Origin of the sequence: Belnapia moabensis DSM 16746 (assembly GCF_000745835.1) — a bacterium.
GTDB lineage: Bacteria > Pseudomonadota > Alphaproteobacteria > Acetobacterales > Acetobacteraceae > Belnapia > Belnapia moabensis.
Genome location: NZ_JQKB01000001.1, coordinates 142,776 through 169,107 on the forward strand (window position 1 = coordinate 142,776; position 26,332 = coordinate 169,107).

30 protein-coding genes and 1 tRNA gene are annotated in these 26,332 nt (G+C 69.6%); 14 read left to right on the top strand and 17 right to left on the bottom strand.

Annotation, left to right across the window (positions count from 1 at the left end; genetic code table 11):
* Positions 1-165 precede the first annotated feature (165 nt).
* The gene (locus EP26_RS00640) at positions 166-504 is read right to left on the bottom strand and encodes a P-II family nitrogen regulator (protein ID WP_043334525.1); all 339 of its coding nucleotides are present in this window, start codon (positions 502-504) and stop codon (positions 166-168) included.
* A 288-nt stretch (positions 505-792) separates the two neighbouring features.
* Between EP26_RS00640 and EP26_RS00645 the strand changes: the two genes are divergently transcribed.
* From EP26_RS00645 to EP26_RS00655, 3 genes are all read left to right on the top strand, one after another.
* Positions 793-1,989 carry an aminotransferase gene (locus EP26_RS00645; RefSeq protein WP_043334528.1) on the top strand — a complete coding sequence of 399 codons (1,197 nt, stop codon included), beginning with the start codon at positions 793-795 and terminating at the stop codon, positions 1,987-1,989.
* 47 nt (positions 1,990-2,036) lie between these two features.
* Positions 2,037-2,109 (top strand) — tRNA-His (locus tag EP26_RS00650).
* A 65-nt stretch (positions 2,110-2,174) separates the two neighbouring features.
* A complete protein-coding gene (locus EP26_RS00655) occupies positions 2,175-2,960 on the top strand; it encodes an SDR family oxidoreductase (RefSeq protein ID WP_043334531.1) in 786 nt (261 codons plus the stop codon).
* 19 nt (positions 2,961-2,979) lie between these two features.
* On the opposite strand, the gene EP26_RS00660 is transcribed toward EP26_RS00655, so the two are convergent.
* Entirely contained in the window at positions 2,980-3,336 is a 357-nt protein-coding gene (locus tag EP26_RS00660) for a hypothetical protein (protein WP_052388626.1), read from the bottom strand.
* A 115-nt stretch (positions 3,337-3,451) separates the two neighbouring features.
* Between EP26_RS00660 and EP26_RS00665 the strand changes: the two genes are divergently transcribed.
* The gene (locus tag EP26_RS00665; RefSeq protein ID WP_245624253.1) at positions 3,452-4,264 is read left to right on the top strand and encodes an aspartate dehydrogenase; all 813 of its coding nucleotides are present in this window, start codon (positions 3,452-3,454) and stop codon (positions 4,262-4,264) included.
* Here EP26_RS00665 and yddG read toward each other — a convergent pair whose 3' ends face one another.
* Positions 4,265-5,104 carry an aromatic amino acid exporter YddG gene (gene yddG / locus EP26_RS00670; RefSeq protein WP_043334720.1) on the bottom strand — a complete coding sequence of 280 codons (840 nt, stop codon included), beginning with the start codon at positions 5,102-5,104 and terminating at the stop codon, positions 4,265-4,267.
* A gap of 66 nt (positions 5,105-5,170) precedes the next feature.
* On the opposite strand from yddG, the gene EP26_RS00675 reads away from it, so the two are divergent.
* The gene (locus tag EP26_RS00675; protein WP_043334535.1) at positions 5,171-5,512 is read left to right on the top strand and encodes a phage holin family protein; all 342 of its coding nucleotides are present in this window, start codon (positions 5,171-5,173) and stop codon (positions 5,510-5,512) included.
* A 686-nt stretch (positions 5,513-6,198) separates the two neighbouring features.
* Here EP26_RS00675 and EP26_RS00680 read toward each other — a convergent pair.
* From EP26_RS00680 to phbB, 5 genes are all read right to left on the bottom strand, one after another.
* A complete protein-coding gene (locus EP26_RS00680) occupies positions 6,199-7,179 on the bottom strand; it encodes a glycosyltransferase family 2 protein (RefSeq protein WP_052388627.1) in 981 nt (326 codons plus the stop codon).
* Between the two features lie 106 nt (positions 7,180-7,285).
* The gene (locus EP26_RS00685) at positions 7,286-7,897 is read right to left on the bottom strand and encodes a GDSL-type esterase/lipase family protein (RefSeq protein ID WP_052388628.1); all 612 of its coding nucleotides are present in this window, start codon (positions 7,895-7,897) and stop codon (positions 7,286-7,288) included.
* Positions 7,894-8,544: a YciI family protein gene (locus tag EP26_RS31550; protein WP_052388629.1), complete on the bottom strand. Its 651-nt coding sequence runs from the start codon at positions 8,542-8,544 to the stop codon at positions 7,894-7,896. Before EP26_RS31550 ends, EP26_RS00685 begins: the two co-directional genes overlap by 4 nt.
* Before the next feature lie 54 nt (positions 8,545-8,598).
* Positions 8,599-8,841 (bottom strand): hypothetical protein, encoded by a 243-nt coding sequence (locus EP26_RS00700; RefSeq protein ID WP_211259339.1) that lies wholly within the window; start codon positions 8,839-8,841, stop codon positions 8,599-8,601.
* Between the two features lie 150 nt (positions 8,842-8,991).
* Positions 8,992-9,714, bottom strand: coding sequence for an acetoacetyl-CoA reductase (phbB, locus tag EP26_RS00705; protein ID WP_043334538.1), 723 nt, complete (start codon positions 9,712-9,714; stop codon positions 8,992-8,994).
* A gap of 149 nt (positions 9,715-9,863) precedes the next feature.
* On the opposite strand from phbB, the gene EP26_RS00710 reads away from it, so the two are divergent.
* On the top strand, positions 9,864-10,838 hold the full coding sequence (locus EP26_RS00710; RefSeq protein ID WP_043334540.1) for a Bug family tripartite tricarboxylate transporter substrate binding protein: 975 nt from the start codon (positions 9,864-9,866) through the stop codon (positions 10,836-10,838).
* Positions 10,839-10,945: 107 nt separating this feature from the next.
* On the opposite strand, the gene EP26_RS00715 is transcribed toward EP26_RS00710, so the two are convergent.
* Entirely contained in the window at positions 10,946-11,548 is a 603-nt protein-coding gene (locus tag EP26_RS00715) for a glycine zipper family protein (RefSeq protein ID WP_157033358.1), read from the bottom strand.
* Positions 11,549-11,635: 87 nt separating this feature from the next.
* Positions 11,636-12,781 carry a M20/M25/M40 family metallo-hydrolase gene (locus EP26_RS00720; protein WP_157033359.1) on the bottom strand — a complete coding sequence of 382 codons (1,146 nt, stop codon included), beginning with the start codon at positions 12,779-12,781 and terminating at the stop codon, positions 11,636-11,638.
* Between EP26_RS00720 and EP26_RS00725 the strand changes: the two genes are divergently transcribed.
* The 5 genes from EP26_RS00725 to EP26_RS00745 are packed head-to-tail and all read left to right on the top strand — an operon-like array spanning position 12,780 to position 17,664.
* On the top strand, positions 12,780-13,904 hold the full coding sequence (locus EP26_RS00725; RefSeq protein WP_043334543.1) for a pyridoxal-phosphate dependent enzyme: 1,125 nt from the start codon (positions 12,780-12,782) through the stop codon (positions 13,902-13,904). The two genes, EP26_RS00720 and EP26_RS00725, sit on opposite strands and share 2 nt — an antisense overlap.
* A complete protein-coding gene (locus EP26_RS00730; RefSeq protein ID WP_043334546.1) occupies positions 13,901-15,001 on the top strand; it encodes an alanine racemase in 1,101 nt (366 codons plus the stop codon). The genes EP26_RS00725 and EP26_RS00730 overlap by 4 nt, the downstream gene beginning before the upstream one ends.
* A gap of 11 nt (positions 15,002-15,012) precedes the next feature.
* Positions 15,013-16,320 carry a dicarboxylate/amino acid:cation symporter gene (locus tag EP26_RS00735; protein ID WP_043334549.1) on the top strand — a complete coding sequence of 436 codons (1,308 nt, stop codon included), beginning with the start codon at positions 15,013-15,015 and terminating at the stop codon, positions 16,318-16,320.
* A gap of 49 nt (positions 16,321-16,369) precedes the next feature.
* The gene (locus EP26_RS34575; RefSeq protein ID WP_157033360.1) at positions 16,370-16,777 is read left to right on the top strand and encodes a 4Fe-4S dicluster domain-containing protein; all 408 of its coding nucleotides are present in this window, start codon (positions 16,370-16,372) and stop codon (positions 16,775-16,777) included.
* The gene (locus tag EP26_RS00745; RefSeq protein WP_043334552.1) at positions 16,768-17,664 is read left to right on the top strand and encodes a (Fe-S)-binding protein; all 897 of its coding nucleotides are present in this window, start codon (positions 16,768-16,770) and stop codon (positions 17,662-17,664) included. Before EP26_RS34575 ends, EP26_RS00745 begins: the two co-directional genes overlap by 10 nt.
* 4 nt (positions 17,665-17,668) lie before the next feature.
* On the opposite strand, the gene EP26_RS00750 is transcribed toward EP26_RS00745, so the two are convergent.
* The 5 genes from EP26_RS00750 to EP26_RS00770 are packed head-to-tail and all read right to left on the bottom strand — an operon-like array spanning position 17,669 to position 22,530.
* Positions 17,669-18,649 (bottom strand): Bug family tripartite tricarboxylate transporter substrate binding protein, encoded by a 981-nt coding sequence (locus EP26_RS00750; RefSeq protein WP_043334554.1) that lies wholly within the window; start codon positions 18,647-18,649, stop codon positions 17,669-17,671.
* A 30-nt stretch (positions 18,650-18,679) separates the two neighbouring features.
* On the bottom strand, positions 18,680-19,645 hold the full coding sequence (locus tag EP26_RS00755; RefSeq protein ID WP_052388630.1) for a Bug family tripartite tricarboxylate transporter substrate binding protein: 966 nt from the start codon (positions 19,643-19,645) through the stop codon (positions 18,680-18,682).
* A gap of 1 nt (position 19,646) precedes the next feature.
* Positions 19,647-20,609: a Bug family tripartite tricarboxylate transporter substrate binding protein gene (locus EP26_RS00760; protein ID WP_052388631.1), complete on the bottom strand. Its 963-nt coding sequence runs from the start codon at positions 20,607-20,609 to the stop codon at positions 19,647-19,649.
* A gap of 49 nt (positions 20,610-20,658) precedes the next feature.
* Positions 20,659-21,285, bottom strand: coding sequence for a trimeric intracellular cation channel family protein (locus EP26_RS00765; RefSeq protein WP_043334556.1), 627 nt, complete (start codon positions 21,283-21,285; stop codon positions 20,659-20,661).
* A gap of 9 nt (positions 21,286-21,294) precedes the next feature.
* The gene (locus tag EP26_RS00770; protein ID WP_052388632.1) at positions 21,295-22,530 is read right to left on the bottom strand and encodes an MFS transporter; all 1,236 of its coding nucleotides are present in this window, start codon (positions 22,528-22,530) and stop codon (positions 21,295-21,297) included.
* 80 nt (positions 22,531-22,610) lie between these two features.
* Here EP26_RS00770 and EP26_RS31555 point away from each other — a divergent pair, with 80 nt between their 5' ends.
* From EP26_RS31555 to EP26_RS00780, 3 genes are read left to right on the top strand one after another with little or no spacing between them, the layout of a single operon-like run.
* Positions 22,611-22,877 (top strand): hypothetical protein, encoded by a 267-nt coding sequence (locus tag EP26_RS31555; RefSeq protein ID WP_052388633.1) that lies wholly within the window; start codon positions 22,611-22,613, stop codon positions 22,875-22,877.
* Between the two features lie 52 nt (positions 22,878-22,929).
* Positions 22,930-23,994 carry a glutathionylspermidine synthase family protein gene (locus EP26_RS00775; RefSeq protein ID WP_052388634.1) on the top strand — a complete coding sequence of 355 codons (1,065 nt, stop codon included), beginning with the start codon at positions 22,930-22,932 and terminating at the stop codon, positions 23,992-23,994.
* Complete coding sequence (locus EP26_RS00780) at positions 23,991-24,389, top strand: DUF350 domain-containing protein (RefSeq protein ID WP_052388635.1); 399 nt, start codon at positions 23,991-23,993, stop codon at positions 24,387-24,389. The genes EP26_RS00775 and EP26_RS00780 overlap by 4 nt, the downstream gene beginning before the upstream one ends.
* A gap of 198 nt (positions 24,390-24,587) precedes the next feature.
* On the opposite strand, the gene EP26_RS00785 is transcribed toward EP26_RS00780, so the two are convergent.
* Together EP26_RS00785 and EP26_RS00790 are read right to left on the bottom strand one after the other, a co-directional pair.
* Positions 24,588-25,457: a LysR substrate-binding domain-containing protein gene (locus EP26_RS00785; RefSeq protein WP_043334559.1), complete on the bottom strand. Its 870-nt coding sequence runs from the start codon at positions 25,455-25,457 to the stop codon at positions 24,588-24,590.
* Between the two features lie 35 nt (positions 25,458-25,492).
* Complete coding sequence (locus EP26_RS00790) at positions 25,493-26,317, bottom strand: DUF2076 domain-containing protein (protein WP_084112235.1); 825 nt, start codon at positions 26,315-26,317, stop codon at positions 25,493-25,495.
* Between the last annotated feature and the right edge of the window lie 15 nt (positions 26,318-26,332).

Here is a 26,332-nt window from a genome sequence, read left to right on the forward strand (position 1 = left end):
TGCCCCCTGCCGCGCCACGGGCCGGGCCCGCCGCGCGCCCCGGCCGATGGGCCGGGTTTTCCACCGCCAGCCGCGGGTGCGACCCGGCTGCGGCTGATGGCCCGCACTGATGCACCATTCCGGCTCGTGGCGAAATCCGGAATCCGTGATGCATCGGCGTCCTGGCTAGACCGCGTCGTCGCCCCGTTCGCCGGTGCGGATGCGGATCACCTCCTGGATCTCGGAGATGAAGATCTTGCCGTCGCCGATCCGCCCGGTGCGCGCGGCCTGGGAGATGGCCTCCACGGCACGCTCCACCAGGTCGTCGGTGCAGATCACCTCGATCTTCACCTTGGGCAGGAAGTCGACGACGTATTCGGCCCCTCGATAGAGCTCCGTATGGCCCTTCTGGCGCCCGAAGCCCTTGGCCTCGACCACGGTCAGGCCTTGCAGGCCGATCTCGTGCAGCGCGTCCTTCACCTCGTCGAGCTTGAAGGGTTTGATGATGGCCTCGATCTTTTTCATCGGCTCCGCTTTGCGTTCCAGCGTTTTGGTCCCTGCCGGGACACCGACCCCCGGACCCCTCCGGCCTGACATTTCCCGCGGCGGACACCCGCTGCGCCATCGCCGTGCGGGATGTTTTGCACGGCCCGTGCCACGGGTTCAATCGGCCGCGACCGGGGAATCCACTGGTTTCGGACCCGAAGCCGCCTCACTTCGCGTCATTCTGCCTACAGGACGGGCATTTGCCCCCAGGGCCGAGGGATCGGTATAAGGCGGGACTGTCACACCGCTGCGAAAGGCACCGGGCGGATGAAGCCCCAGAACGACCTGCTTTCGGCCACCGGCACGACCATCTTCACCGTCATGTCGGCGCTCGCCGTCCAGCATGGCGCCATCAACCTCGGCCAGGGCTTCCCCGACTACGACGGACCAGATGACGTCATCGAGGCTGCCGCCGCGGCGTTGAAGGACGGCCGCAACCAGTACCCGCCGCTGACCGGCGTGCCGGAGTTGCGCGCGGCCGTCGCCGCCCACAACAAGCGGTTCTACGGCATCGAGGCAGACCCGAATTCCGAGGTCATCGTCACCTCCGGCGCGACGGAGGCGATCACCGCCTGCCTCATGGCCGTGCTCAACCCGGGCGACGAATGCGTGCTGATCGAGCCGCTTTACGATACCTACCTGCCGGTCGTGCGGATGCTCGGCGCCATCCCGAAGCTGGTCCGCCTCTCCCCCCCGAAATGGGAACTGCCACGCGCCGAGCTGGCCGCCGCCTTCGGGCCGAAGACCAAGGCGATCCTGTTCAACACGCCGATGAACCCGACCGGCAAGGTCTTCACGAGTGCCGAGCTCGCCTTCCTGGCCAGCCTGGTCGAGAAGCACGACGCCTACGCCATCTGCGACGAGGTCTATGAGCACCTGACCTTCGACGGCTGGAAGCACATCCCGCTGATGACCCTGCCGGGCATGCGGGAGCGCTGCATGCGCATCGGAAGCGCGGGCAAGACCTTCAGCCTGACCGGCTGGAAGGTCGGCTACATCACCTGCGACCGCTCGCTGGCCCCGAACGTCGCCAAGGCGCACCAGAACCTCACCTTCACCACGCCCCCTAACCTGCAGCGGGGCGTGGCCGTCGGCCTGGCGAAGGAGGACGCCTATTTCGAGGGCCTCTCCACCAGCCTCCAGGCCCGGCGGGACCGGCTGGCCAAGGGCCTTGCCGAGCTCGGCTTCGGCGTGTTGCCGACCCAGGGCAGCTACTTCATCACCACGGATTTCCGGCCCTTGGGTTTCAACGGCGATGACGTGGCCTTCTGCCGCATGCTGACCGAGGAGGCGAAGGTAACGGCCATCCCCGTCACCGCCTTCTACGCCAGCGCCGATGCGCCGAGCCACTATGCCCGCTTCGCCTTCTGCAAGGGGGAGGCGGTGATCGATGCGGCGCTGGAGCGGATGCGCAACTGGCTTGCCTCGCGTAGCGGCCGGCAGTTGACGGCGGTGGCCGGCTAGCTCTATCTCCTGCCTGCGCCGTGGTGCCAGCCGCGGCGTTCGATGTGGCGGCCTTAGCTCAGCTGGCAGAGCGTCGGCTTGTGGTGCCGAATGTCACGGGTTCGAGCCCCGTAGGTCGCCCATCCCTTTCCCCTTCCTCGCGGCCGGCGCAGGATGCGCCCCGACAGGATAAGGGGAAACGCTCCATGCAACTGACACTCGACGGCCGCGCCGCGCTCATCACCGGCGGCTCCAAGGGGCTCGGCCTCGCCATGGCGAAGGCCTTCGCCGAGGCGGGCGGCCATGTCGCCATCGTCGCCCGCGGCCAGGCGGCGCTGGACGAGGCCGCGGCCGCCATCCGCGCCACGGCACCCCAGGCCAAGGTCGCCGCCATTGCCGCCGACGTGGGGACCGCCGAGGGCTGCGCCGCCGCCTTCGCTGCGGCTGAGCAGACGCTCGGCCAGGTCGATATCCTCATCAACAATGCCGGTACCAGCCAGCGTGGTCCCTTCCTCGAGTTGTCCGATTCGCTCTGGCAGACCGACCTCGACTTGAAGCTCTTCGCCGCCATCCGCCTGGGACGGCTGGCGTGGCCGGGGATGCAGGCTCGTCGCTGGGGCCGGATCATCAATGTGCTGAACATCGGCGCCAAGGCTCCGCCCGCCGAGGGCGCGCCCACCGCCGTCAGCCGCGCCGCCGGCATGGCGCTGACCAAGGTGCAGGCGAACGAGGGGGCAAAGCACAACATCCTGGTGAACGCGATGCTGGTCGGCATCATCGAGAGCGACCAGTGGGTCCGCCGCCATGCGGCCGACCAGCGCAACATCACCTGGGAGGAGTGGAAGGAAGAGATGGGAAAGCCCGTGCCCGTCGGCCGCCTCGGCAAGCCGGAGGAATTCGCCGGGCTCGCGCTCTATCTGTGCAGCCAGGTCGGCGGCTACGTCACGGGCACGGCAATCAACGTGGATGGCGGGCGCAGCCCGGTGGTCTGAGCTGCGCCCACCGCCTGCCTTACCGGCGGGCCGGATAGGCGCCGGAGGTGTTGGAGCCAGTGGCGCGGTCATAGGCGCGCTCCGCCGCCGTGCCCGGCGGGTTGCCCGGACGGCCATCGGCCTGGCGCGGATAGGCGCCGGAGAGGTCGGTGCCGGCGGCACGGTCCACGGCCCGCTCGGCGGCGGTGCCGCTCGGGTTGTTGCCACGGCCATCGGCCGAAGTGCGGGGGCTGTCCGTCGCCCGGTCATAGGCGCGCTGCAAGGCCGTGCTCGGCGGGTTGCCGGCAGTGCCATCGCGCGGGCCGCTGCTGCAGGCGGCGAGACCGGTTAGCATGGCGGTCGCGGCGAGGGCAGGCAGCAGGCGAGGGAATGTCATCGAACTGGCTCCTTGTGGTTGTGTCGTTGCGATAAAGCAGGGGGCACCCGCGGGTTCCGTACCGATCGCGGTTCCGCTACAGCGCGATGACGAACGATTTCGGGAGGGTATGGACATGGCAGGCAGCTTGCGCGTGGCGATCGGCGGTCTAGGCGCCATCGGCGGCCATTTGGCTAAGGCGCTGGATGTAGGGGTGGAGGGCCTCCGCCTTACCGCCGTCGCGGCGCGGGACCAGGGTAAGGCCCTCCAGGCGATCGCCGGCTTCCGCAACCCGCCGGCGCTCGTCCCGCTCGCCAAGCTTGCCGAACAGGCCGATGTGGTGGTCGAAGCTACCCCCGCCGCCGTATTCGAGACCATCGCCGAGGCTGCCATCGCCGGCGGCCGCATCTTTGTCCCGAGCAGCGTCGGCGCCCTGCTGTCGCGGATGCATCTGATCGACCGCGCCCGGGAGACCGGCGCCCGCATCATCGTCCCGACCGGCGCTCTGCTCGGCCTGGATGCCGTCCGCGCCGCTGCCGAAGGGCCCGTCGCCAGCGTCACCATCGAGACGAGGAAGCCTCCCCGCGGCCTCGAAGGCGCGCCTTACCTCGTCGAGAACGGCATTGAGGTATTGGGCCTGGCGGCGCCGCGTCTGGTCTTCAAGGGCAATGCCTTCGACGCCGCACGCGGCTTCCCGGCCAATGTGAACGTCGCCGCCGCGCTGGCGCTGGCCGGCATCGGCCCTGAGCGCACCATGGTCGAGATTTGGGCTGACCCGGCGGTGACTCGCAACACGCACACCATCCGCGTCGAGGCCGCCGCCGCCCGCCTGACTATGACCATCGAGAACGTGCCGAGCGAGGAAAACCCCCGCACCGGCAAGATCACCCCGCTCTCGATCCTCGCCTGCCTCCGCGGCCTCACCAGCACCCTGAAGGTTGGGACCTGATCAGGCGCGGGCGGCCAGCACCCCGCCGCCCGCGACCAGCCCCGCCGCCGCCGCGACCTGCCAGGTGAGTACTCCCTCGCCGAGCGCGATCAGCAGCAGTGTGGAAGCAATCGGGGTCGCATAGGCCAGCGTGCCGAGCAGCCGCGGGTCACCCCGCTTCATCCCGATATCCCAAAGGAAGAAGGCCGCTCCCATCGGCCCGAGCCCCATCAGCAGCACCGCCAGCCATTGCCGCGGCCCCGGCATGGCGGGCTGCTCGAAGCCGAGATGCGCGGCGAGCGCCAGCAGCGCCGAGACCAGGCAGAACCCCGCCACCGCCTCGGTCGGCACACTCGACAGTCGCCCGGAAAGCACTGAGTAAAGCGCCCATGTCAGCGCCGCCCCGATGGCGCAGGCGAAGCCCGCCGTCGCCTCGGCCGGGAAGCGCGCCCCGCCCGCCAGCAGCACCGCCGCCCCCGCCGCACCGAGCGCCACCCCGGCCAGTCGCCGCCCGCCGAGCGGCAGCCCCAGGATCGGTGCCGCAAGCAACACGATCAGCAGCGGCCAGAGATAGTTCAGCAGATTGGCCTCGAGCGGTGGCGCCAGGGCGAGCGCGGCGAAGTAGAGCGCATGATACCCTGCCAGCCCGCCCACACCATGCGCCCAGGCCAGCGGCGGCTGCCGCAGCGCGCCGAGCCGCCCTCGTGCCCCCACCACCGCCAGCCCGAGCACCCCGCCAGCGGCAAAGCCCAACGCCGTAAGCAGTAGCGGCGGCAGCGGCTGCGCCAGCCGGGCAAGCGGCGCAAGGAAGGCCCAGAGCGCGAGCGCAGCGCATCCGGCGAGCGTGGCTTTGTTCGACACGTTGAACGGGTTCCCAAACGGCGGCGGCACCATATGCTGCACTGCAGCTTTTGCGGAGACGCCTCCATGGGATTCCTCGCCCACTTCGTCATCACCGCCTTCGCCCTCTGGGCCGCAACGCAGATGGTTTCCGGCATCGCCGTGCGCGGCATGCCGAGCCTGCTGCTGGCGGCGCTGATCTTCGGCCTGGTGAACGCGGTGGTGCGGCCGGTGCTGGTGCTGCTTTCCCTGCCGCTGACGATCCTGACCCTCGGCCTCTTCCTGCTGGTCATCAACGCGGCAATGCTTGGCCTCACCGCCGCGCTGCTGCCCGGCTTCCGCGTCGATGGATTCTGGCCGGCGCTGCTTGGCTCGATCGTGGTCTCGGTGGTGAGCTGGGCGGCGGCTCGGCTCTTCGCTGGGCCCTAACCGCCGAAGGTGATCGACCGCCGGATGCGGCTCCCGCCCTTCGCAGGAATAGGGGTAGCGGCGCAGGAAGCGGTCGAGCACCGGCGAGGCGCCCATCGGCCGCTCGTCCATCGAACCGATGACGGTGATGTCGGCCCGGGTGCAGACGAGAACGATCTCATCGGCGATGATAAAGCTCCGTCCGCTCGATCGGCTGCCGCTCGAAGCGGGGAAAAGGATGACGCGAACTCATATATTGCGCGCCGGCTCGCGCTGGCAGGCGGTGATGGCATGGCAGGCGGCGTCATACTCCTCGAAGCTCAAGTCGATGGGCAGGCGCATCAGCGCCGCCGAGTGCTTCAGCCGCGGACTGTGCCGCCGCGTGGCAAGCAAGCCGAAACGGCCGTCAGGCGGCCAGAAGCCCTTCAGTCCCTCGACGACATTGTTTCCACGCTAGCAGCCCTTACAAGTGACATGCAGCATCGCCTCTTCCTAGGACCGCACTTGGCCATTGGCATAGATTCAGAGCGGCCGCTGTGGCTTGAGGGAGAGTGCCGATATTTGATCCATGGTTGTTTCCGCGGGACCTGCCGTGAGCTCGTTGCGGTATGTGGCGGATTGTAAGTGCGGCTATCCTCGTCGAATGCACGTTTATCTGTTCACAGCGGTGATGACATTTGACGTCGAGTTGTAATGGTGCTCTGACGTTATTTTCCGCTCAAGCCGTCATGTGCATGCCTTGCCTCGCCTTGCAGGCGATGCACCGGCACAGCGGTGAAGGGACTGTCTGCGGCCTCGATCGCCGGCGTGAAACGAAGCCCAGCCAACAGGCCGCGCAGGATGACATTCGACTTGCCGAACTCCCAGGCGATGGCGAGGTCGAGCGCCACCATCGCCTGCTTCCGCAGCACCCGCAATACCGCCCGCCAATCCTCGAACCGGCGTTTGAGGAAAACATCGTTGCGGGTCTTGTAGAAATAGTAGGCGATCCGCGCCGGCTCTTGCTCCGTGTGAATGGAAAGCTCTCCGGAGATACGACGGAGATGCTGTGCGCCGCTGGCGCCGACAATAAAGCCCGGCCCGTCCTTGGTGACCCGAAGGGTGAATTCAGTATCTTCGCCCCAGACGTACATATCGGCGATCGGCAGGCCATGCCGCTCCAGCGTCTCCCGAGGCACGAGGTCGGAGACCAGCGCCGCCCGGATGACGGGTACCATCCCGTGCTCCAGCAGGGCCGGCCAATCCTCGTAGGCGAGCGCGTTCCGCCGGCGGTCGACCTCAGGCACGTTCATCGTCTCGCCGCTCGGCCCTCGCACGACCGAGCTGAGGAAGGCCGGCCGTATCTGCCGCTCCGCCAGCAGGTCGGCAGCCCGAAGCAACTGCTCGAGCGCATCCGGCTCCGGCAGCACGTCGTCATCCATCACCCAGACATAGTCGGCACCCGTCTGGTAGCCGAGCCGCATCATCAGGTTGAAGCCGCCCGCCGCGCCGATGTTGCGCTCCAGCACATGCACCTCGACCCGGCCGAGCCACTCCGCCTCCAGCATGGCGGGCGTGCCGTCGGTGCTGGCATTGTCGAGGACGATGATGCGGTCGCACGGCCTTGTCTGCGCCGCGACCGCGGCGAGGCAGCGACCGAGCAACTCCTTTCGGTTATAGGCCAGGATCACTGCACAGACCTGCGCCATGCCAAGGCATCTCCGTAAACCAGGTGTGGAAAGGCGCATGGCGGGAGGGGCAGGGCAAATATCCTCTCGGACAGACTGGGCAACAACTCGGTGAGCCGGAGCGGATCTAGCCGCCGGTCAATGCCCGCCAGGGCGCCCAGGTCTCGATCAGCGCCGCCATGGCGGCATAGCCCGCGCTGTCGGGATGGATGCCGTCGCCCTTCGCCGCGCCATGCCGCCAGGCGCCGTTCCCTGAGAGCGGCGCATGCAGCGGCAGGAAGGGCACCTGCACCGCCGCCGCCACCGCCGCCAGCTCGGGCGAGAGCGCGGCTGTGCGCGCATCATGCCCGGCATCGTGCAGCGCCGGCGGCGGACCGAGCATCAGCGTCGTCCAGCGCGCCGCCGACCAGCCGAGCAGCGCCGCGGCATTGTCGAGCGTCGCCTCCAGCGGCACCCGTGGCATGCCGTCCTCAAGCGTCACGTCATTGGCGCCGAAGCAGAACACCACCGCATGCGTATCGCCGCTGGCGGCGACCAGCCGCGCCAGCACCTCCGCCTCAGCACGCCGGCGGATATCGGCGCTGGTGTCGCGGCGGATGCCAAGATTGTAGGAAGTCGTCGCAACCCGCCGGCCCCAGGCCGACGCCGTGATGCGTCCGACATAGCCGAGCGCCGTCTCGTCGCCGGTGCCGGCGGTGAAGCTGTCGCCGACGAAGCAGATTCGCAGGTCGTGGCTCATGCCGCGCCTGGCAACGGCCGGTAAGGCAGTGGGGCGAAGCGGGTAGGGTAGAGCCTGGTTTCCTGCCACACGCCGCCGGTGACGTAAGGATCCTCCGCCAGCCAAGCACGGGCCGAGGCCTCGTCCGGCCTGGCGATGACGGCGATGGAGCCGATCATCCGTCCCTCCGGCGCATCGAGGATGGCGCCCCCCATGGCGAGCATCCCCTTCTCGGCCATCGGCCGCACCCGCTCCATATGCGCCCCACGTACGGCAAGGCGTCGCTGCTCCGCCTCGGCATCCTGCCCATCCATGGCGACGACGACAGTGTGCGTCGGCGCGCTGGCGACCGGCGCGCCGGGCTGCGGCAGCGGCCGGTAGGGCAGGGGGGCGATGCGGAACGGATAGGTCTCCACCCGCTGCCACACCCCTCCGTTGTTGAAGGGCTCGGCAGCGAGATAGGCGTCGAGCCCAGCCTTATCCGGCACCTCCAGCACCATCAACGAGCCGGCTGGCCGTCCCTTCGCATCGAACAGCGGTACGCCGAGCGCCAGCCGCCCATCCGCCGCCCACTCATTGATGACGGCGAGATGCCGATCCCGCGCTGTCATGCGCCGATCAAGCGCGCCCTCGTCGTCACCATCGAAAGCCAGGACTGCGTAACCCATGCCGGAACCCTCCCACGCCAAGCATGGCGCGCGGGACGGCTCAGGGCCAGACGGTTATTTGTTGGTCCGCCCGCGGCTGTTCGGCACCACGGCACCCGAGGGACTGACATCGTTCAGCACGTCGCCCTCGATGGTGTTGTCGCCCTCGATCACCTCCGGATCGGCACCGGTGCGGGAATAGACACCTTTGGAGGTGCCGATGCCCGGGTTGCGCTCCAGGTCGTCCGGCGGACGCGGGGTGTCGACGCTGCGGCCATCGCCGGGATTGTCCGAACCGATATTGTGCTTGCTGCTCACTGGCATCTCCCCTCGTCCAGAAGATGCCCTGAACGGCTGGCGGCGGATGCTGTTCCCCGCCGCCGTGGATCCTTTCGCAGCCTTGCCGCGCAAGGAACGCACGCTCCTCGACACGGCGCGCGAACCGGGGGCCGCGGCGCCGTGAAGATGTCAGTACATATGTTGGCCGCCGTTGATGGACAGCGTCGAGCCGGTGATGAAATCCGCATCGTCTCCGGTCAGGAAGACGACGCCGCGGGCGATGTCCTCCGCCGTGCCGAGCCGCCCGCGCGGGATGCGGGCGATGATCTTCTCCAGCACGTCGGCCGGCACCGCGCGCACCATCTCGGTGTCGACATAGCCTGGCGCGATGGCATTGACGGTGATGGAAAGCCGCGCCCCTTCCTGCGCCAGAGCCTTGGTGAAGCCATGGATGCCGGACTTGGCCGCGGCGTAGTTCACCTGGCCATATTGCCCAGCCTGGCCGTTGATCGAGCCGATATTGACGATGCGGCCGAACTTCCGCGCCGACATTCCGTCCCAGACCAGCTTCGCCATGTTGTAGCAGGAGCCGAGATTGGTATCGATGACGCTGTCCCACATCTCGCGGGTCATGCGCTTCATCGTGCCGTCGCGGGTAATGCCGGCGTTGTTCACTAGGATATCGATCGGTCCCACCTCGGCCTCGATCTTCTCCACCGCTTCGGCGCAGGAGGTGAAGTCCGAAACGTCGAATTTGTAGCAGGGGATGCCGGTGCGTTCGGTGAAGGCGGCCGCTGCCGCATCATTCCCCGCATAGCTGGCGACGACCGTGCGGCCGGCGGCCTTCAGCCCCTCACTGATCGCGGCGCCGATGCCGCGTTGCCCGCCGGTGACCAATGCAACCCGTGCCATGAGCCTTCTCCCCTGTTTGTTTGCTCCCCTAGGTCAACGCGGAAAGCGGCACGGGATCAAGCGCCAATGATGCAACGACGATGGTATTGCGCTGCCCCGCAGCCGGGATTAGGGCGACAGCGATCAGCCACACGCTCGGGAGACCTGCCATGATCCGCCCAGCCCGCCGAAGCCTGCTGCTCGGCCTTGGCGCCGCCGGCCTCGCCCGCCCCGCCTTCGCGCAGGCGACCCGCGCCGTCACCATCGTCGTGCCCTATGCAGCCGGCGGGGGCACCGACATCACCGCCCGTGAGTTCTCCCAGCTCTTTGCCCCGGAGATTGGCCAGACCGTGGTCGTCGACAACCGCGGCGGCGCCGCCGGCCAAGTCGGCTCGGTCAGCGTGGCGCGCTCGCGGCCGGATGGGACGACGCTGCTTTTCGCCGTTTCCACCAATATCGTTGTCAACCCGCATCTGCAAAAGGGCGATCGGCTGGACCTCGCCACCGCGTTGCAGCCAGTGGCGCAGGTTTCCTCCTACCAGTACGTCCTGGTCGTCCATCCGGACGTGCCGGCGAAGACCCTGCCGGAATTGCTCACCTATGTCCGCGGCCGGCCGAAGGGAGATCTGACCTATTCCTCGGGCGGCATCGGCAATGCCAACCACCTCGCCGGCGTGCTCTTCTCGGAAGCGGCGAAGGTTGAGATGGAGCACGTCCCCTATCGCGGCACTGCCCCCGCCCTGCTCGATGTCGTGGCTGGGCGGGTGACGATGAATTTCTCCTCGCCCCCGCCGGCCCTGGCCCTGGTGCGGGAGGGCAAACTGCGCGCCATCGCCGTGACCGGCGAGCGCCGCATCGCCGCCCTGCCGGATGTGCCGACCCTGACGGAGGCGGGTCTGCCCAATGCCGTCATCACCGGCTGGCACGGCGTCTTCGCTCCCGCCGCCACGCCGGCGGAGCTGATGGGCCGCATGGAAGCCGCCGCCCGTCGCGCTGCCGCCACGCCGAAATTCGCCGAGCGCCTGGCGCATGACGGGCTGGAGCCCGCGCCCGACCGCCCTCGCGCCGCCTTCGCCGAGGCGGTCATGCACGAGAGCGGCTACTGGGCCCGCAAGGTGAAGGAGCTGGACCTCCAGCTGGAGTAGACCATGAGCGTCGGAGGCTGGAACAACCAGCGGCGTGAGGCATGCGACAAGACAACACGCTGGAGCATGATCCGCGGTCGATTGACGCCGGATCGTGCTCCAGCCGCCTACCAGCGCCGCCAGCCCCAGGGCCGGCCGTAATAACCACGCCCACCATAGAAGCCGAAGGATACGCTCGGCCCCCAGTAATAGGGATAGGCCGGGTAGGCGTAGGGTACGGCATAGCCGTAGCCATAGGCCGGCACGGGATAGGCGGTGATGGCCGGCTGCGGCGCCTGCATCGTGTTGCCGGCGCTGGTCATGCACTGGGCATAGGCCATGTCGTAGCGCCCCTGCAGGTTGCCCGACGAGGCCTGAGCATTGTTGGCACCGACCGCGGAGCCGGTGAGCAGCCCGGCGCCGGCGCCAATCGCCGCCCCGGCCCCCGCCGCTCCGCCAGCCGAGCCGATCAGCGCCCCCGCCGCGGCACCGAGCGCCGTGCCGACCGCGGCGCTGCCGACGGCCGATTGGTTCGCCGCCTGGGCCGGCGTGGCGCCGCCGATTGAGGCCTGGGCGTAGTTCCGACAGCCGATATCCTCGTTCTGGAACTGGGTCAGGTCCTTGCCCTTGGCCGGCATGGCATAGAGGCTTGGCCCGCTCGGCGGCGCCACCGCGCAGGCAACGAGGGAGAGCGGGAGGATCAGCGCGAGGCTGGCACGTGCGGGGCTCATCGTGACTTGTCTTCTTCAGCGGGGAATATTGATTCAGATATATGGAGCCGCCGCCGATTGCTGCATCGTTCGTTGCATTTCAAGGCGTTAAGACCCTCGTGAACCCTCGGTGAGCAGCCGGGCAAAGAGTGGCACCGCTGCCTCCAGCGCCGCCAGCTCCACGCATTCCCGCGGCGTATGCGCCGAGCCGATCGCGCCCGGCCCGAGCACGACGCAAGGAGCGAGGGCCTGCAGCTCCGAGGCGTCCGTCCCGAAGGCCGCGGTGCGCGCCGGCTTGCCGGCCAGCCGCACCGCCTGCCGCACCAACGGATGGTCCTCGGCCAGCTCCGGCGGCGGCCCCTCGGCCGCGATGGCAAGCTCCACTCCCGCCCGCCCCGCCGCCGCGCGGATCTCGGCGAGAATCGGCCCCCGGTCCAGGCTGCGGCTGGCACGGAACTTGATGCGGCAGGTGGTCAGCGGCACCGTCACGTTCACCGCAGTCCCGTGGTTGTCGATCACCAGGTTGAAATCGGTGAAGGGCGGATCATAGGCTGCATCCTGCAGGGCCGGGTCCTCCCGAAGCCGCAGATGGATCACCCGCATCTCGGCGAGGAAAGGGATCAGCGCCCAATTCGCGTTGCGCCCCGCCGCGCTGGAGGAATGTGCCTGCACCCCATGCGCGCGGGCGGTGATGTTGACGGAAGAGCGGTGCCCCCGCACCGGCACGAGGCCCGTCGGCTCCGCGACGACGATCCCCCTGAGGCCGAGCGACCGCGCCAACGCGCTGCCTGCGACAGCCCGCGCCCCGGCCTTGGTCGTCTCCTCGTCGGTGGTGATGAGAAGCGTCGCCGGCACGCCCTCCGGCACCGCCCGGGCCGCCAGGATGCAGGCGGCCACCGCCCCCTTCATGTCGACGCTGCCAAGCCCATGCAGCACGCCGTCTTCGATCCGTGGCGCCCAGGGGTCCTCCGTCCAGCCCGTCTCCGGCACCGTGTCCATATGGCCGGAGAGGGCGAGGCCCCCCGGCGGCCCGCGATGGGCGACAAGCGCACGCTTCGCCACCCCCGCGGCATCGGTGTAATCCAGCCGCTCGACCTCGAACCCGCCCAGCTCCGCCTCGATCCGTTCGGCGACGGCAAGGTTCGAGACAGCGGAGCGGCTGTCGATGGCGACGAGGTCGGCGGCGAGGCGGTGCAGGCTGTCCATGCCGCCGAGCCTTGCCGCGGACGGGCGAAAGGGCAAGTCTTCGCCCATGGAAGCCCTTGCCTATCTCGACCCGCGCACCGGCCGTACCTGGCCGCTCGGCGCTCCCCGCTGGTGCGGCGATAACCGGGAGCCCTTGCTCCTCACCGACCTGCCGGGCATCGGCCGCGACCAGGTGGAGGCCGGCACCCGCAGCCTCTGGCGCTACCGCGCCGCCCTGCCGCCGCTGCAGGGCGAGCCCATCACCATGGGCGAGGGCTGCACGCCGCTCATTCCCCGCGCCATCGGCGGGGCGACCGCCCTGCTGAAATGCGAATGGTTCATGCCGACCGGCAGCTTCAAGGACCGCGGCGCCTCGGTGATGCTCTCCCTGCTCCGCGCCGAGGGCGTGCGGGCGGTGCTGGAGGACAGCAGCGGCAATGGCGGCGCCGCCATCGCCGCCTATGCCGCGGCCGGCGGGATGCAGGCGAAGATCATGGTCCCTGCCAGCACCTCGCCGGCCAAGACGGTGCAGAGCCGCGCCGCCGGCGCCGAGATCGAGTTGGTCCCCGGCAGCCGGCAGGACTGCGCCGATGCGGCGCTGCGCGAGGCAGCCAGCATCTTCTACGCCAGCCACAACTGGCACCCCTATTTCCTCCAGGGCACCAAGACCCTCGCCTATGAGCTCTGGGAAGATCTCGGCTTCCAGGCGCCCGACAACGTCATCATCCCCTGCGGCGCCGGCTCCAACGTCCTCGGCTGCGCCATCGGCTTCGGCGAGCTGCTGCGCGCCGGCAGCATCGACCGGCTGCCTCGCATCTTCGCCGCGCAACCGGCGAATTGCGCCCCCATCGCCCGCGCCTTCCTCGACCTCGACCCGGAGCCGGCACGGCCGACCATCGCCGAGGGCACGGCGATCGCCCAGCCGCTGCGGCTGCCGGAATGCATCGGCGTGCTGCGTCAGACCCAGGGCGGCGCGGTGATGCTGAGCGAGGGAGGAATCGCCGCCGCGACGCTCGACCTCGCCCGCACCGGCATCTATGTCGAGCCGACCTGCGCGCAGGCGGCGGCGGCCTTCGCCAAGCTGCTGGAGGCAGGGACGATCCGCCCGTCCGAGCGGACCGTGGTGGTGCTGACCGGCACCGGGTTGAAGGCGACGCCCCGGATCGCCGAGTTGATGGGAGTGGCGCTGTGACCCTCGATGATTTGCCAACCCCCTGCCTCGTCCTCGACCTTGGCCTGCTGAAGCGGAACCTCGCCGCCATGGAGGCGGCCGTCGCCCGCCATCCGGGCCTCGTCCTCCGCCCGCATCTCAAGACAGCGAAGAGCCGCGAGGTCGCCCGCCTCGCCTCGCCCGACCACGGCCCGATCACCGTCAGCACATTGGCCGAGGCGCGCTACTTCGCCGAGGCCGGCTGGCGCGACCAGATCTATGCCGTCGGCATCGTGCCGGCGAAGCTCGACGCCGTCGCCGCGTTGAACGAGGCCGGCGCCGCCGTGAAGGTCATCACCGACGACCTCGACCTGGCCCGCGCCATCGCCCTCCATCCCGGCCCCATCGAGGCGCTGATCGAGGTCGATGTCGGCGAGGGCCGCGGCGGGATCGCGCCCGAGGACCCGCTCCTGGAGGCGATCGGCGCCGCGCTCGGCCCGCGCCTCGCCGGCGTGCTCAGCCATTCCGGCCACAGCTACAACGGCCGCTCGCCCGAGGACATGGCCGCCGTGGCGGAAGCGGAGCGGGCCGGCATCACCCTGGCGGCGGAGCGGCTGCGCGCGGCGGGGCTGCCCGTCCCAATCGTCTCGCTCGGCTCCTCGCCCACCGCGCTGCATGCAAGGCGGATGGACGGCGTTACCGATGTCCGCGCCGGGGTCTATATGTTCGGCGACCTGTTCCAGGCCCAGCTCGGCACCCATGCGGTCGGCGACATCGCGCTGACCGTCCTCGCCTCCGTCATCGGCCGCAGCTCCGTGCGCAATACGCTGCTGCTGGATGCCGGTGCGCTGGCCCTTTCCAAGGACCGTAGCACCCAGGCGGCACCGCGCGACTACGGCTTCGGACTGGTGCTCGACCAGCTCGGCCGGCCGAGCCTCGGCGAGGCAATCATCGCCCGTGCCTACCAGGAGCATGGCGAGGTCCGCAACGAGGCACCGATGCCGGCATTGCCCCTTGGCACGCGGCTCCGGGTGGCGCCCAACCACTGCTGCCTCACCGCTGCGGCGCATGACCGCTACCACGTCGTGGATGGCGACGAGCGGGTGATCGCGGTCTGGGACCGGGTGAACGGCTGGTAAGGAAACGCAAGATGGCGAAGCGCTGGCTTTCCCTGCTCTATGTCCAGGTGCTGGTCGCAATCGTCCTCGGCGTCACCCTTGGCGCGATCTGGCCCGAGACCGGCGCGGCGCTGAAGCCGCTCGGCGACGGCTTCATCAAGCTTATCAAGATGGTCATCGCCCCGGTTGTCTTCCTCACCGTGGTCCACGGCATCGCCAGCGTGAAGGACGCTGGGCGCATCGGCCGCGTCGGCATCAAGGCGCTCGTCTATTTCGAGGTGGTCTCCACCTTCGCCCTCGCCATCGGGCTGATCGTCGCCAAGGTCTTCCAGACCGGGTTGGGCTTCAACATCGACCCGAGCCAGCTCGATGCGAAGGCGGTGCAGGGCTACGCACAGCGCGCGCAGGCCGACAGCGTGGCCGACCACTTCATGCACATCATCCCGAACACCTTCATCGGCGCCTTCGCCGGCGGCGACCTGCTGCAGGTGCTGTTCCTCGCCGTGCTGACCGGCTTCGCCATCAACGCCCTGCCGGAGCGGGCGCGGGATGCCGCCAGCCACGCCGTCGACAGCCTTAGCGCCATCTTCTTCAACGTGGTGAAGATCGTGGTACGGGCGGCGCCGGTCGGGGCCTTCGGCGCCATGGCCTTCACCATCGGCGCCTATGGCTTCGGCTCGCTGATCCGCCTCGGGGAGCTGGTGGCGGCCTTCTACCTCACCTCCATCCTCTTCGTGCTGCTGGTGCTCGGCAGCATCGCCCGCTTCTGCGGCTTCTCCATCATCCGCTTCATCGCCTATATCCGCGAGGAGCTGCTGATCGTCCTCGGCACGTCCAGCAGCGAGAGCGTGCTGCCGCAGATCATGCAGAAGCTCCAGCGCCTCGGCTGCTCGCCCAATGTGGTGGGGCTGACCGTGCCGCTCGGCTACAGCTTCAACCTCGACGGCACCAACATCTACATGACGCTGGCGACGATGTTCCTCGCCTATGCGACGAACACGCCGCTGACGCTCGGGCAGGAGCTGACCATCCTGCTGGTCGCCATGCTGACCTCGAAGGGCGCCTCAGGTGTGACCGGCGCCGGCTTCGTGACGCTGGCGGCGACGCTCTCCGTCATCCCCGATATCCCGATCACGGCGCTGGCGGTGCTCGTCGGCATCGACAAATTCATAAGCGAGTGCCGCGCGCTCACCAACCTGATCGGCAACGGCGTCGCCTGCGTCGCCGTCAGCCGCTGGGAGGGCGAGCTGGACTCCACCCGCCTTGCCGCCGAGCTGGCGCGCGGGCCGAACACCCATGCGCTGGAGGATGCGGCGCCGATCCGCGCGCCGGCGGAATAGCTTGCAGGCGGCGCTGCGCCGGGCGAGGCTTCGCCCGGAGGTGCCCAACATGAGCCTCGCCGACCACATCCGCGCCGAGAGCGCCCGCCTCGCCGCGCTCTGCACCGCCTGCGGCGACTGCGTCAGCGCCTGCCCGATGACGCCCTATGCGCCGGGCGTCGCGGAGGCCGGGCCCGCCGCCGTCGCCGCCGGCCTGCGCGACGTGCTGCTCGCTGGTCCCGGCACTCCCGAGGCCCGCGCCTGGATCGCCGCCTGCACCCGCAGCGGCGTCTGCACCCCCGCCTGCCGCGAAGGGATCGACCCAGCCTTCATGCTCCGCCTCGCCACCTGGCGGGCCAAGGGTGCGCTCGGCGAAGCGCCGCTGATCGCGGTGAAGGAGGACACGCAATTCTCGCCCAAGGTGAAGGCCTTCGCCCGCCTCACCCTCACCGAGGAGGAGCAGCGCGAATGGCTGTAGGCAATCCCGGACCGGCCGATTCAGACCTTCGGGCTGCGCCCTCCGGTCATCGGACGGCCGAGCAGGCCATCTTCTGGTATGGCTGCAACATGACCCGCCATGGCGAGGTCATCCGGGCAACCGCCCGGCTGCTTGAGGCGGTCGGCGTCGAGGCCTCGCCGCGCGGCGGCCCCGCCTCCTGCTGCGGCAGCCCTAAGGACGCCAATGCCCGCATCAACGAGGGCATGGCCCGCCGCACCATCGAGGCCTTCAATGCCACGGGCCATGGCACTGTCGTCACTTGGTGCCCCTCCTGCCACATGAACATGCAGGACAGCATGGCGCCGGTGACTCCCACCAATTTCGAGACCGTGCATGTGACGGAGGTGCTCCACGCCCGGCGTGACGCGCTCCGCCCGCTGCTCACGCGCCCCGTCCCGGCGCGGGTATTGTTGCACGCGCATCTCGGCTTCAACGGCAGCGTGCCGGTGAACGGGCTGGTGCCGGACCTGCTCCGCCTTATCCCCGGCCTCGACGTGATCGAGCACCCTTATCGTGCGCCTGGCCATATGTGTTCCTCCCTCGCCGCCGTGTCGGGCGCACTGGCCGATGCGCAGCGCGCGACGCTCGCCGCCATGGCCGAGGCGGGCGCCGACACGCTCTGCACCATCTTCCATTCCTGCCACCGCGAATGCGTGGTGCTGGAGCAGAACTACCCGGTCAGGGTGGTGAACTGGGTCCACCTCCTCGCCTGGAGCGCCGGCTGGGAGGCGGAGGACGGCTACAAGGCAATGCGCAACGCCGCCGATCCACGCGCCGCCCTGGGTGAGGCGCTGGTCGAAGCCGCGGGCGAGGTGCCTTTCACCCGGCTGGTGAAGCCGGAACTGCGCAAGCCACCAGCGATCTGAGTCGCTACTCCACCTGCATCCGCAGCTCCGCCACGAGTGGCCGGACCTGGGCCAGCTGGGCCCGTACCGCTGCCCCGAATTCCTCTGCCGAGTTGCCGCCCGGCTCAGCCCCGAGATCAGCAATCCGTCTGGCCACGTCCGGATGCCGCGCCGCGGCTGCAATCTCCTGCTGCAGCCGGGTCAGGATCGGGGCCGGTGTTCCCGCCGGGGCAAAGAACCCGTTCCATCCCAACAGCTCGATGCTTGGATAGCCCTGCTCGCGCGCTGTCGGCACCTCCGGCAGTGCGCTGGCGCGCTGGGCGGCGAGGGTGGCGACCGGGCGCAGCACCCCGGCCCGGATATTCGCCAGCGAGGATGACAGCTGGTCGCCGCCGAATTGGACCCGGCCGGCCAACAGGTCCTGCACCAGGGGCGCTGCGCCCCGGAAGGGGATGTGGTCCATGCGGATGCCGGCGTCGCGCTTCAGCACCTCGCCCACCAGGTTGATGGTGCTGCCGGGCCCGGTGGAGCCGTAGAACAGGTTGCCACGCTCCTTCGCCACTGCGACGAATTCGCGCAGGTCGCGCGCCGGAACCGACGGGTTCACCAGCAGCATCATGGGGACGTTGGCGCCCATCGAGACCGGCGCGAAATCCTGCTCGATCCGGTGCGGCGCGCGGCCGGCGAATTCCAGCGCCGCCGTCGTCGTGCAGAAGGTCAGGTTGTGGAACAGCAGCGTGTAGCCATCGGGCGCGGCCTTCGCCACCACATCCGCCCCGATCGAGCCGCCGCCACCACCACGGTTCTCGATTACGACGGATTGCCCGAGCGTTTCCGTCAGCCGCTGGGCATAGAGCCGCGCCAGCAGGTCGGTCGTGCCGCCTGCCGGGAAGGGCACAATGATGCGCACCGGCCGCGCCGGCCAGGCTTCCTGCGCCGCCGCACTGCCGGCCAGCGCCGTGGCCAGCCCCCCAAGCACTCCACGCCGTCCCATCCGCATCGTCATGGCCTCCTCCCTTGGGATCGCCTCAGAGCATCAACCTTCGATGCTGAGGTTCAGCCGTTCGGCGATCTCGGTCCATTCGCGCAGGTTGCGCGCGATTTGCGCCCGGAAGGTGGCCGGGTCCTGGTAGCTCGGGATGGTGTCGATCGCCAGCAACCGCTGATGCGTCTCGGGCTTGGCCGCAGCCAGCCGGAAGGCTTCGACCAGCCGGTCCAGCACCGGCTGCGGCGTCCGCGTCGGCGCCAGCAGGCCGGAGAAGCCGCTGAAACTGAAGCGGCTGGAGAAGCCCAGTTCCTTCAGGTTCGGCACATCCGGCATGGAGGGAACGCGGCGGTCGCCGCTCGCGGCGAGGGCCCGGATGCGCCCGGCCTTCATCATCTCGCCGGCCGCCGCCATGCTGTGGAAGCCGCCATGGATGTTGCCGCCCAGCATGTCCTGCAGCATCGGCGTCTCGCCGCGATAGGAGACATGCGTCATCTCGAGCTTCGCCTCCTCCGCCAGCATCAGGGCGAAGGCATGGCCGGTGCTGCCCGGCGCATAGGAGCCGAAGGAGAGATCCCGCCCGCGCCCCCAGTCGGTGAACTGCGCCATGGTCCTGACCTCGGCCGGCACCTTCGACCCGACGCAGAACAGGATGGAGGTGGTGCCGAGCCGCCCGATCGGGGCGAAATCCGCGACCGGGTCGTAGGGGAAGCGCCGCATCACCACTGGAGTCTGCACATGGGTGGTGATGGTGAAGAGCAGCGTATAGCCATCCGCCGGCGCCTTGGCCGCAACCTCGGTGCCGATCAAGCCGCCGCCGCCGCCGCGATTCTCGATGACGATGGGCTGGCCGAGCTCCGGCTGCATCCCCTCGGCCGCGATCCGCGCCCAGGTATCGGTGCCGCCACCGGGCGGGAAGGGGACGAGGAAGCGGATCGGCCGATCCGGATAGCTGCCCTGCGCATGGGCGATAGTGGGCAGGGCGAGCAGGCCGGCCAGGGTGCGTCGACGGATCATCTCAGCCATCCACGGTCAGGTTCATTGAGGTCGCCAGCTCCGTCCATTGCCGGAGCTGCATCGTCATCTCCGCCTTAAACTCGGCCGGTGACAGATAGCCGGGGATGGTGTCGATCTCCAGCAGCCGGCGCAGCACGGCCTCGTTCCGCATCGCCCCGGCGAAGCTCTCCGCCAGCCGCGCCACGATCGGCGGCGCCACCCGCGCGGGGGCGAAGAGCCCGATGAAGCCGGAGTTGCCGAAGGCCTCCGGATAGCCGAGGTCGATGAAGCTCGGCAGGTCGGGCATGGAGGGGATGCGCCGCCGCCCGAGCGTCGCCAGCGGCCGCAGCCGGCCGGAGCGGATATAGTCTCCCGCCGCCGTCATGCTGTGGAAGCCGCACTGGATGCGCCCGCCGAGGATGTCGGTCAGCATCGGCGCCTCGCCCCGGTAGGCGATATGCGTCATGCCGAGCTTCTCGACATCGGAGAAGAGCTGGGCAAAGGCATGGCCCGAGGAGCCGGTGGCGTAGGAGCCGAAGGAGAGATCCTTGCCGCGTGCATAGGCGACGAATTCGGCGAGCGTCTTCGCCGGGATCTCCGGCCGGATGCAGAAGGGCAGGGGCGTCGTGCCCATCTTGCCAATCGGCGCAAAATCCTCGAGCGGCTGGTAGGGCCAGCGGCGGAACACCACCGGCGACTGGATCAGCGGGCTGATGGTGAAGAGCAGCGTATAACCATCCGTAGGGCCCTTCGCAACGTATTCGGCACCGAGCATGCCGCCCGCGCCGCTGCGGTTCTCGATGACGATGGGCTGGCCGAGATCGGCGCCCATCGCCTCGGCGGCCAAGCGCGACCAGATATCGGTCGCCCCGCCGGCCGGGAAGGGGACGATGAAGCGGATCGGCCGGTCCGGATAGGCGCCCTGCGCCAGCGCGGGCGTGGCGAGCAGCGCAGCCCCGAGGGCAGGCAGGCTCCGGCGATACATGCGTTCCCTCCATCTTTTGGAGGCAGAGTGGCCGAGCTTCGCCGCCGCTTCAATCCCGCCGCGCCGCATAGGCCGGCAGCGACCACCCGCGGGCGATGGAAGCGGCGCGGATGGCGAAGCAGAGCGCCATGCCGGCCAGCAGTGCCGTATCCCGCCAGATGCCGTGCATCCGCAGCAGCACGAAGGCCGCGGCGCCGGCCAGGGCGGCGAGCCCATAAATCTCCTTCCGCAGCAACAGCGGGATCTCGTTGCAGATCACGTCCCGCAGCACGCCGCCGAATGTCGCCGTGGCGACGCCGAGCAGCACCGCCGCCCAGGGCACGATGCCGCCGATCAGCGCGATCTCCGCCCCGAGCACGGCGTAGAGCGCGAGGCCCACCGCATCCGCCCAGAGCAAGGCGCGGAAGCGGTTCTCGATCCGGTGCGCCGTGAAAAAGACCAGCACGCCGACGGCGCTGGCGACGGCCAGCAGCACCGGGTCGCGCAGCCAGAAGACCGGAGTGCGGCCCATCAGGAGATCCCGCACCGTGCCGCCGCCGAAGCCGGTGACCGCGGCAATGAGCACGAAGCCCACCACGTCCAGCTGCTTGCGCGAGGCGACCAGCGCCCCCGAGGCGGCGAAGACCGCGATGCCGGCCAGGTCCAGCCAGCGCAGCAGGGTCTCGAAGCCGGTCACAGCGCGCGTCTACACCGCCTGCACCACCTCGGCCCGCGCCGCGGCCGCGCTCCCCTTCGCGCTGCCCGCGCAGAGCAGCGAGAGGCCGAGCAGCCCGGCGACCACCGGCAGCACCAGCCCTGGATAGCCGAGGTCGATTAGCATCCCCATCGGCACCGGCGTAATGGCCGAGCCGAGCGGCAGCCCGGCCGAAACGAAGCCGAAGACCTTGCCGACCTGCCCTGGCGGGCAGGCATCCTTCAGCATCACGTCGCGCGGGGTGCGCGAGGTGCCGAGCGCCAGCCCCGCCACCACCGCAATCACCGGCAGCAGCGCTTCCGGCATCGGCACGATTCCGAGCGATAGTAGCAGCGCCATGGCGACGAGAGTCAGCACCGTCACCATACCGAGCAGGTTGCGCTTCGACTTGTCGGCGATCCAGCCGCCGACCAGGGTGCCGCAGGTCGCACCCACCATGTAGCCGGTGAGCGCCCCGGAGGCGACGAGCACCGGTGTCCCCCAGAGCTTGCCCAGCACCGTCACCAGCCAGGCCTGCACGCCGGAGCCGGCCATGGAGGAGAGCAGGAAGAAAGCGAAGAACAGCAGCATCGGACGAGACAGCAGCACCTCGCGGCTCGAGAGCGCCTCCTCGGCCTTGGCCGGCTTCACCTGATCCTTCAGCACGCCGCTCTGCAACAGGATCGCCGCCACCACCGGCACGCCGAGCAGGCCGACCGTCAGCAGCGCGCCGCGCCAGTCCATCACCCCGAGCAGCAGGGCGATGACCGGCGGGGCAAGCGCGAAGCCAAGGTTCCCGGTGAAGGTGTGCAGCGCGAAAGCCCGTCCCATGAAGGATTTGTTCACGCTGCCCGTCAAAATCGCATAGTCCGCCGGATGGATGACGCTGTTGCCGATGCCGGACAGCACGGCCAATGGCAGGATCATCCAGAAGGCCGGTGCGAAGGCCATGGCGGAAACCGAGAGCGCCATCAGCAGCGTCCCGCCGATGAGGAAGGGACGCGCCCCCCAGCGATCCACCCAGAACCCGACCGGCGTCTGCAGCACCGCCGTCGTCGCGCTCATCAGCGCCACTGACAGGCCGAGCATGGCGTAGGACACGCCGAATTCCGCCCGCCATTGCAGGAAGAGCGGCGGCAGGCAGAGCATGTAGAAATGCGACAGGAAATGCCCGGTGCCGATCAGCGCGACGATGCGCATGTCTCGGCCGCCGGCGGTGCTGGCTTCGGGTTCAGGCAGGCGGGTCATGGGCAGGCCCCGATGATGTGTCGCCGCGCCGTTCCGGCCGGCGCTGGCAGTGTCCGGCCATTCCGGGTTAGCCTTCCGTCATGCGGCGCGCAACCGGGATTGGCCTCGTCCTGCTGGGCGGCGGCATCGCCTTCGGCTTCAGCCAGTGCGACAACACCTCGGAGCAGTGCCGCGAGGCCCGCGCCCAGGGCCTGCCCAATGCCGAGGAGCTGTGCCGCAGCTCGCGGAGCGGCGGCCATTCCTCGTCCTTCACCTCCTCATCCTCGCATCGCAGCAGCTCGACCACCACGACTAGCGCCCGCGGCGGCTTCGGCGGCTCGGCCAGCCATTTCAGCGGGGGCGGCTGATGCAACGCCTCGCGCAATCCCCCGCCCGGACCGGCTGGAGCGCGCCCGCCGCATGGGCTTCGCCTTCGCCGAGATCGAGGGCGAGCCCTATTGGGACGAAACCGCCTGCTACGCCTTCACCGCCGCCGAGATCGACGCGCTGGAGGCAGCAACCGCCGAGCTCGAGCGCCTCACCCGCCTCGCCTGCGCGCATGTGGTGCGGGAGGATACCGGCCGTGCCCTTGGCCTGTCGGAGACCGCCTGGACGCTCGCCAAGCGCTCCTGGCTGCGTGGCGAGCCGAGCCTCTACGGCCGCATGGACCTCCGCTGGGACGGCGCCGGCCCGCCCAAGCTGCTCGAATACAATGCCGACACCCCGACCGCCCTGTTCGAGGCCGCGGTGGTGCAATGGGAGTGGCTGCAATGCACCAACCCGGCCCTCGACCAGTTCAACGGCCTGCATGAGGCGCTGATCGTCGCCTGGCCGCGGCTCGGCCTGCCGGCCCGGGTGCATTTCGCCTGCGCGAAGGACTCCATCGAGGACCGCGGCACGCTCGACTACCTGCGCGATACCGCGATCCAAGCCGGCCTCGCCGCCCCGGCGCTGACCATGGACGAGATCGGCTGGGACGGACGCTGCTTCCGCGACGCCGACGAGCAGCCGATCCAGGCGATCTTCAAGCTCTACCCTTGGGACTGGCTGCTGGCCGAGGATTTCGGCGCCCATATCCCTCATGCCCCGACCCGCTGGATCGAGCCCGCCTGGCGGTTGATGCCAGCCAGCAAGGCCTTCCTCGCCCTGCTCTGGGCGCTCTTCCCCGACCACCCCAACCTGCTGCCCGCCTATTTGGAGCCTGGGCGCTGCGGCGGCCCGGAGATCGCCAAGCCCTACTGGGGCCGCGAGGGCGCCAACATCACCGCCCCCGGCGCCGAGATACCCGGCCCCTACACTGATCAGCCACGGGTCTGGCAGCGCTATGCTGAGCTGCCCTGCTTCGCCGGCCGCTACCCCGCCCTCGGCAGCTGGGTGATCGCAGGCGTCCCCGCCGGCCTCGGCATTCGCGAGGATGCGACGCCCATTACCCGCGACACCAGCCGCTTCGTCCCCCACTGGTTCCAGCCCGAGGGCTCCAAATGACCAGCCTCGCCGCCCTGCCGGCCTTCCTCGCGCATTTCCTGGCCGGGCTGGCGCTGCTCGGCGCCGCCTTCCTGATCTTCACCAAGGTGACGCCGCATGACGAGATGGCGCTCGTCCGGACTGGCAACCTGCCGGCAGCGGTGGCGCTCGGCGGTTCGGTGATCGGCGTGGCGCTGGCCATCGCCTCCGCCGTCTCGCATTCGGCCGGACTGGTCGATGCAGTGGTCTGGGCCGTGGTCGCCCTGCTCGCCCAGCTTGGCGCCTTCCTGGCGACCGCCTGGCTCCTGCCGGAATGGCGCGCCGCGATCGAGCGCAGCGAGATGGCGACGGCGGCGCTGAAAGCCGCGGTCGCGATCGCGGTCGGCCTGCTGAACGCGGCGGCGATGGTGCCTTGACCCGACTTCCCCATACTCGCCGTTCGGGGTGCTGGCCTCGGCCGTCCTTGTCCCGCTGTTCTACCCTACCTGCATGCGTCCGATCCTTTCCCGGATTTTGCGGCTCTTGGAGCGTGCGGCAGATGGCCGGGAGGACTGCGAAGCCGGCCGCTCTGCGTTGCACAGGATGAGAGGTTGTGCAGAGATGGACACCCCGTCTCAGGCCGCAGCCGCTATCGCCGGTCCCTCCAGGCTCTCGCGGATGAATCGCATCAGCGGCTCCGCCAGCGGGTTCTGCCCCGCCGCATCGCCGAAGACGCACATCTCCGCCGTCCCCAGCGCCGGCAGGCCCGGCACCTCGGCCAAGCCCGGCGGCATCCCGCTCCGCCCCAGCACGCTCAGCGCGAAGCCCGCCTGCGCCGCCGCCGCCACGCCGAGCAGGCTGGCCGAGACATAGACCACCTCGAAGGCCATCCCCGCCCGCGCCAGCGCCGCGAGGGCTCGGTCGCGGAACATGCAGCCGGGCGGCAGCATCGCCAGCGGCAGGGGCCGCCCTACGGGCACCACCCAGTCCGGCGCCGCGACCCAGACCACCGCCTCGGTCCAGATCGGCCGACCTTCGGTCTCGCCATCCCGTCGCTTGCCGAGCACCAAGTCGAGCGCGCCCCGCTCCTGCGCCGCCCGAAGCTCATGGCTGCGCCCGACTTCCACCTCCAGCGCCACCTCGGGGTAGGTGCTGGCGAAGCGCGCCAGCAGCGGTGCCAGGTTGCGCGGCACGAAGTGATCGGCGACGCCAAGCCGCAGCCGCCCAGCCACCGGTGGCGCCACCATCCGCCGCACCGCCTCGTCATTGAGCGCAAGGATGCGCCGTGCATAGGCCAGCAGCGTCTCGCCATCGCGCGTGAGGACGACGCTACGGCTGGTGCGTTCCAGCACGCGTCGCTGCACCACCTCCTCCAGCCGCTTCACCTTGAGGCTGACGGCGGATTGGGTAAGGCCGAGCGCCGCCCCGGCGGCGGTGAAGCCGCCCCGCTCCGCCACGGCGACGAAGCAGCGAAGCAGGTCGAGGTCGAGATCGGGGATGCGCATGGCATGACTATCCCTCAGGCCATGCGCCGCCTCAATCAGACCTCTTCGTCGTAATCGCCGCCGGCATCATCCATGCCGCCGCCGGTGTCGTAGTTGCTGGTATCCGTGTCGTAGCCGCCGCCGGTCGCGTCATTGGTTGAGCCATAATCCTGGCCGCCGCCCCAGTCGCTCTTCTGGCCGCCATCGGTGCCCCAGCCCTGGTCGGCCGCGGCCGAGCCGGGATCGGTCCAGGGGGAGGAGGCCGGCACCGCTTCCTGCCCGAAGGCGCCATTGCCCCCGGTGACGTCGGACGCCGTGGCCGCTGCCGCCGCACCGTGACTGCCGGAGAAGGCATTCATCAGCATGTTGCCGAGCACCATGCCGCCGGCGACGCCCGCTGCCGTGGTCAGCGCCGTGCCGAGGAAGCCGGAGCCGCCCCGCTGCTGCTGGAGCATCCCGGGGTTGTAGCCCGGCGGATAGACCGGCTGCGGGGGAGGGGGAATCTGCGGCGACGGCCGGCTGCCACCGCCGCCGAACATGCCGCCGAACAGCCCGCCGCTGCGCGGCTGCTGCGCCGACTGGGCCTGGGCCTGGGCGTTCTGCACCTCCCATTCCAACTGGCGGATGCGGTTCTGCGCCTCCACCAGCGCCGCCTCCTGCACGAACGCGGTCTGGGTGATGCGATAGCGCGCCTCGGGATAGCGAGAGAAGAGGTCCGCGATCAGCGCGTCCGCCTCGCGGTCGACCGGCGGCAGGGGCGGGCGCGACTGGGTCGCCGGCACGCTGCTGCCGCCCCATGGCCCCGGCGCGGCGGGAGCAGGCGATGCGCCCGCGATCCGCTCCACGAACTGGCTGATGATCCGGCGTTCGTCGTCGTTCATGGTCCTCGTGTCTCC

Coding starts and splice junctions, on each gene's coding strand:
- EP26_RS00640 (WP_043334525.1), bottom strand. CDS start 504: ATGAAAAAGATCGAGGCCATCATCAAACCCTTCAAGCTCGACGAGGTG.
- EP26_RS00655 (WP_043334531.1), top strand. CDS start 2,175: ATGCAACTGACACTCGACGGCCGCGCCGCGCTCATCACCGGCGGCTCC.
- EP26_RS00735 (WP_043334549.1), top strand. CDS start 15,013: ATGGCGAAGCGCTGGCTTTCCCTGCTCTATGTCCAGGTGCTGGTCGCA.
- EP26_RS00745 (WP_043334552.1), top strand. CDS start 16,768: ATGGCTGTAGGCAATCCCGGACCGGCCGATTCAGACCTTCGGGCTGCG.
- EP26_RS00725 (WP_043334543.1), top strand. CDS start 12,780: ATGGAAGCCCTTGCCTATCTCGACCCGCGCACCGGCCGTACCTGGCCG.
- EP26_RS34575 (WP_157033360.1), top strand. CDS start 16,370: ATGAGCCTCGCCGACCACATCCGCGCCGAGAGCGCCCGCCTCGCCGCG.
- EP26_RS00755 (WP_052388630.1), bottom strand. CDS start 19,645: ATGATCCGTCGACGCACCCTGGCCGGCCTGCTCGCCCTGCCCACTATC.
- EP26_RS00770 (WP_052388632.1), bottom strand. CDS start 22,530: ATGACCCGCCTGCCTGAACCCGAAGCCAGCACCGCCGGCGGCCGAGAC.
- EP26_RS00680 (WP_052388627.1), bottom strand. CDS start 7,179: ATGGCGCAGGTCTGTGCAGTGATCCTGGCCTATAACCGAAAGGAGTTG.
- EP26_RS00660 (WP_052388626.1), bottom strand. CDS start 3,336: ATGACATTCCCTCGCCTGCTGCCTGCCCTCGCCGCGACCGCCATGCTA.
- EP26_RS00675 (WP_043334535.1), top strand. CDS start 5,171: ATGGGATTCCTCGCCCACTTCGTCATCACCGCCTTCGCCCTCTGGGCC.
- EP26_RS00760 (WP_052388631.1), bottom strand. CDS start 20,609: ATGTATCGCCGGAGCCTGCCTGCCCTCGGGGCTGCGCTGCTCGCCACG.
- EP26_RS00645 (WP_043334528.1), top strand. CDS start 793: ATGAAGCCCCAGAACGACCTGCTTTCGGCCACCGGCACGACCATCTTC.
- EP26_RS00715 (WP_157033358.1), bottom strand. CDS start 11,548: ATGAGCCCCGCACGTGCCAGCCTCGCGCTGATCCTCCCGCTCTCCCTC.
- EP26_RS00775 (WP_052388634.1), top strand. CDS start 22,930: ATGGGCTTCGCCTTCGCCGAGATCGAGGGCGAGCCCTATTGGGACGAA.
- EP26_RS31550 (WP_052388629.1), bottom strand. CDS start 8,544: ATGGGTTACGCAGTCCTGGCTTTCGATGGTGACGACGAGGGCGCGCTT.
- EP26_RS00790 (WP_084112235.1), bottom strand. CDS start 26,317: ATGAACGACGACGAACGCCGGATCATCAGCCAGTTCGTGGAGCGGATC.
- EP26_RS00685 (WP_052388628.1), bottom strand. CDS start 7,897: ATGAGCCACGACCTGCGAATCTGCTTCGTCGGCGACAGCTTCACCGCC.
- EP26_RS00710 (WP_043334540.1), top strand. CDS start 9,864: ATGATCCGCCCAGCCCGCCGAAGCCTGCTGCTCGGCCTTGGCGCCGCC.
- EP26_RS00780 (WP_052388635.1), top strand. CDS start 23,991: ATGACCAGCCTCGCCGCCCTGCCGGCCTTCCTCGCGCATTTCCTGGCC.
- EP26_RS31555 (WP_052388633.1), top strand. CDS start 22,611: ATGCGGCGCGCAACCGGGATTGGCCTCGTCCTGCTGGGCGGCGGCATC.
- phbB (WP_043334538.1), bottom strand. CDS start 9,714: ATGGCACGGGTTGCATTGGTCACCGGCGGGCAACGCGGCATCGGCGCC.
- EP26_RS00665 (WP_245624253.1), top strand. CDS start 3,452: ATGGCAGGCAGCTTGCGCGTGGCGATCGGCGGTCTAGGCGCCATCGGC.
- EP26_RS00720 (WP_157033359.1), bottom strand. CDS start 12,781: ATGGGCGAAGACTTGCCCTTTCGCCCGTCCGCGGCAAGGCTCGGCGGC.
- EP26_RS00750 (WP_043334554.1), bottom strand. CDS start 18,649: ATGACGATGCGGATGGGACGGCGTGGAGTGCTTGGGGGGCTGGCCACG.
- EP26_RS00785 (WP_043334559.1), bottom strand. CDS start 25,457: ATGCGCATCCCCGATCTCGACCTCGACCTGCTTCGCTGCTTCGTCGCC.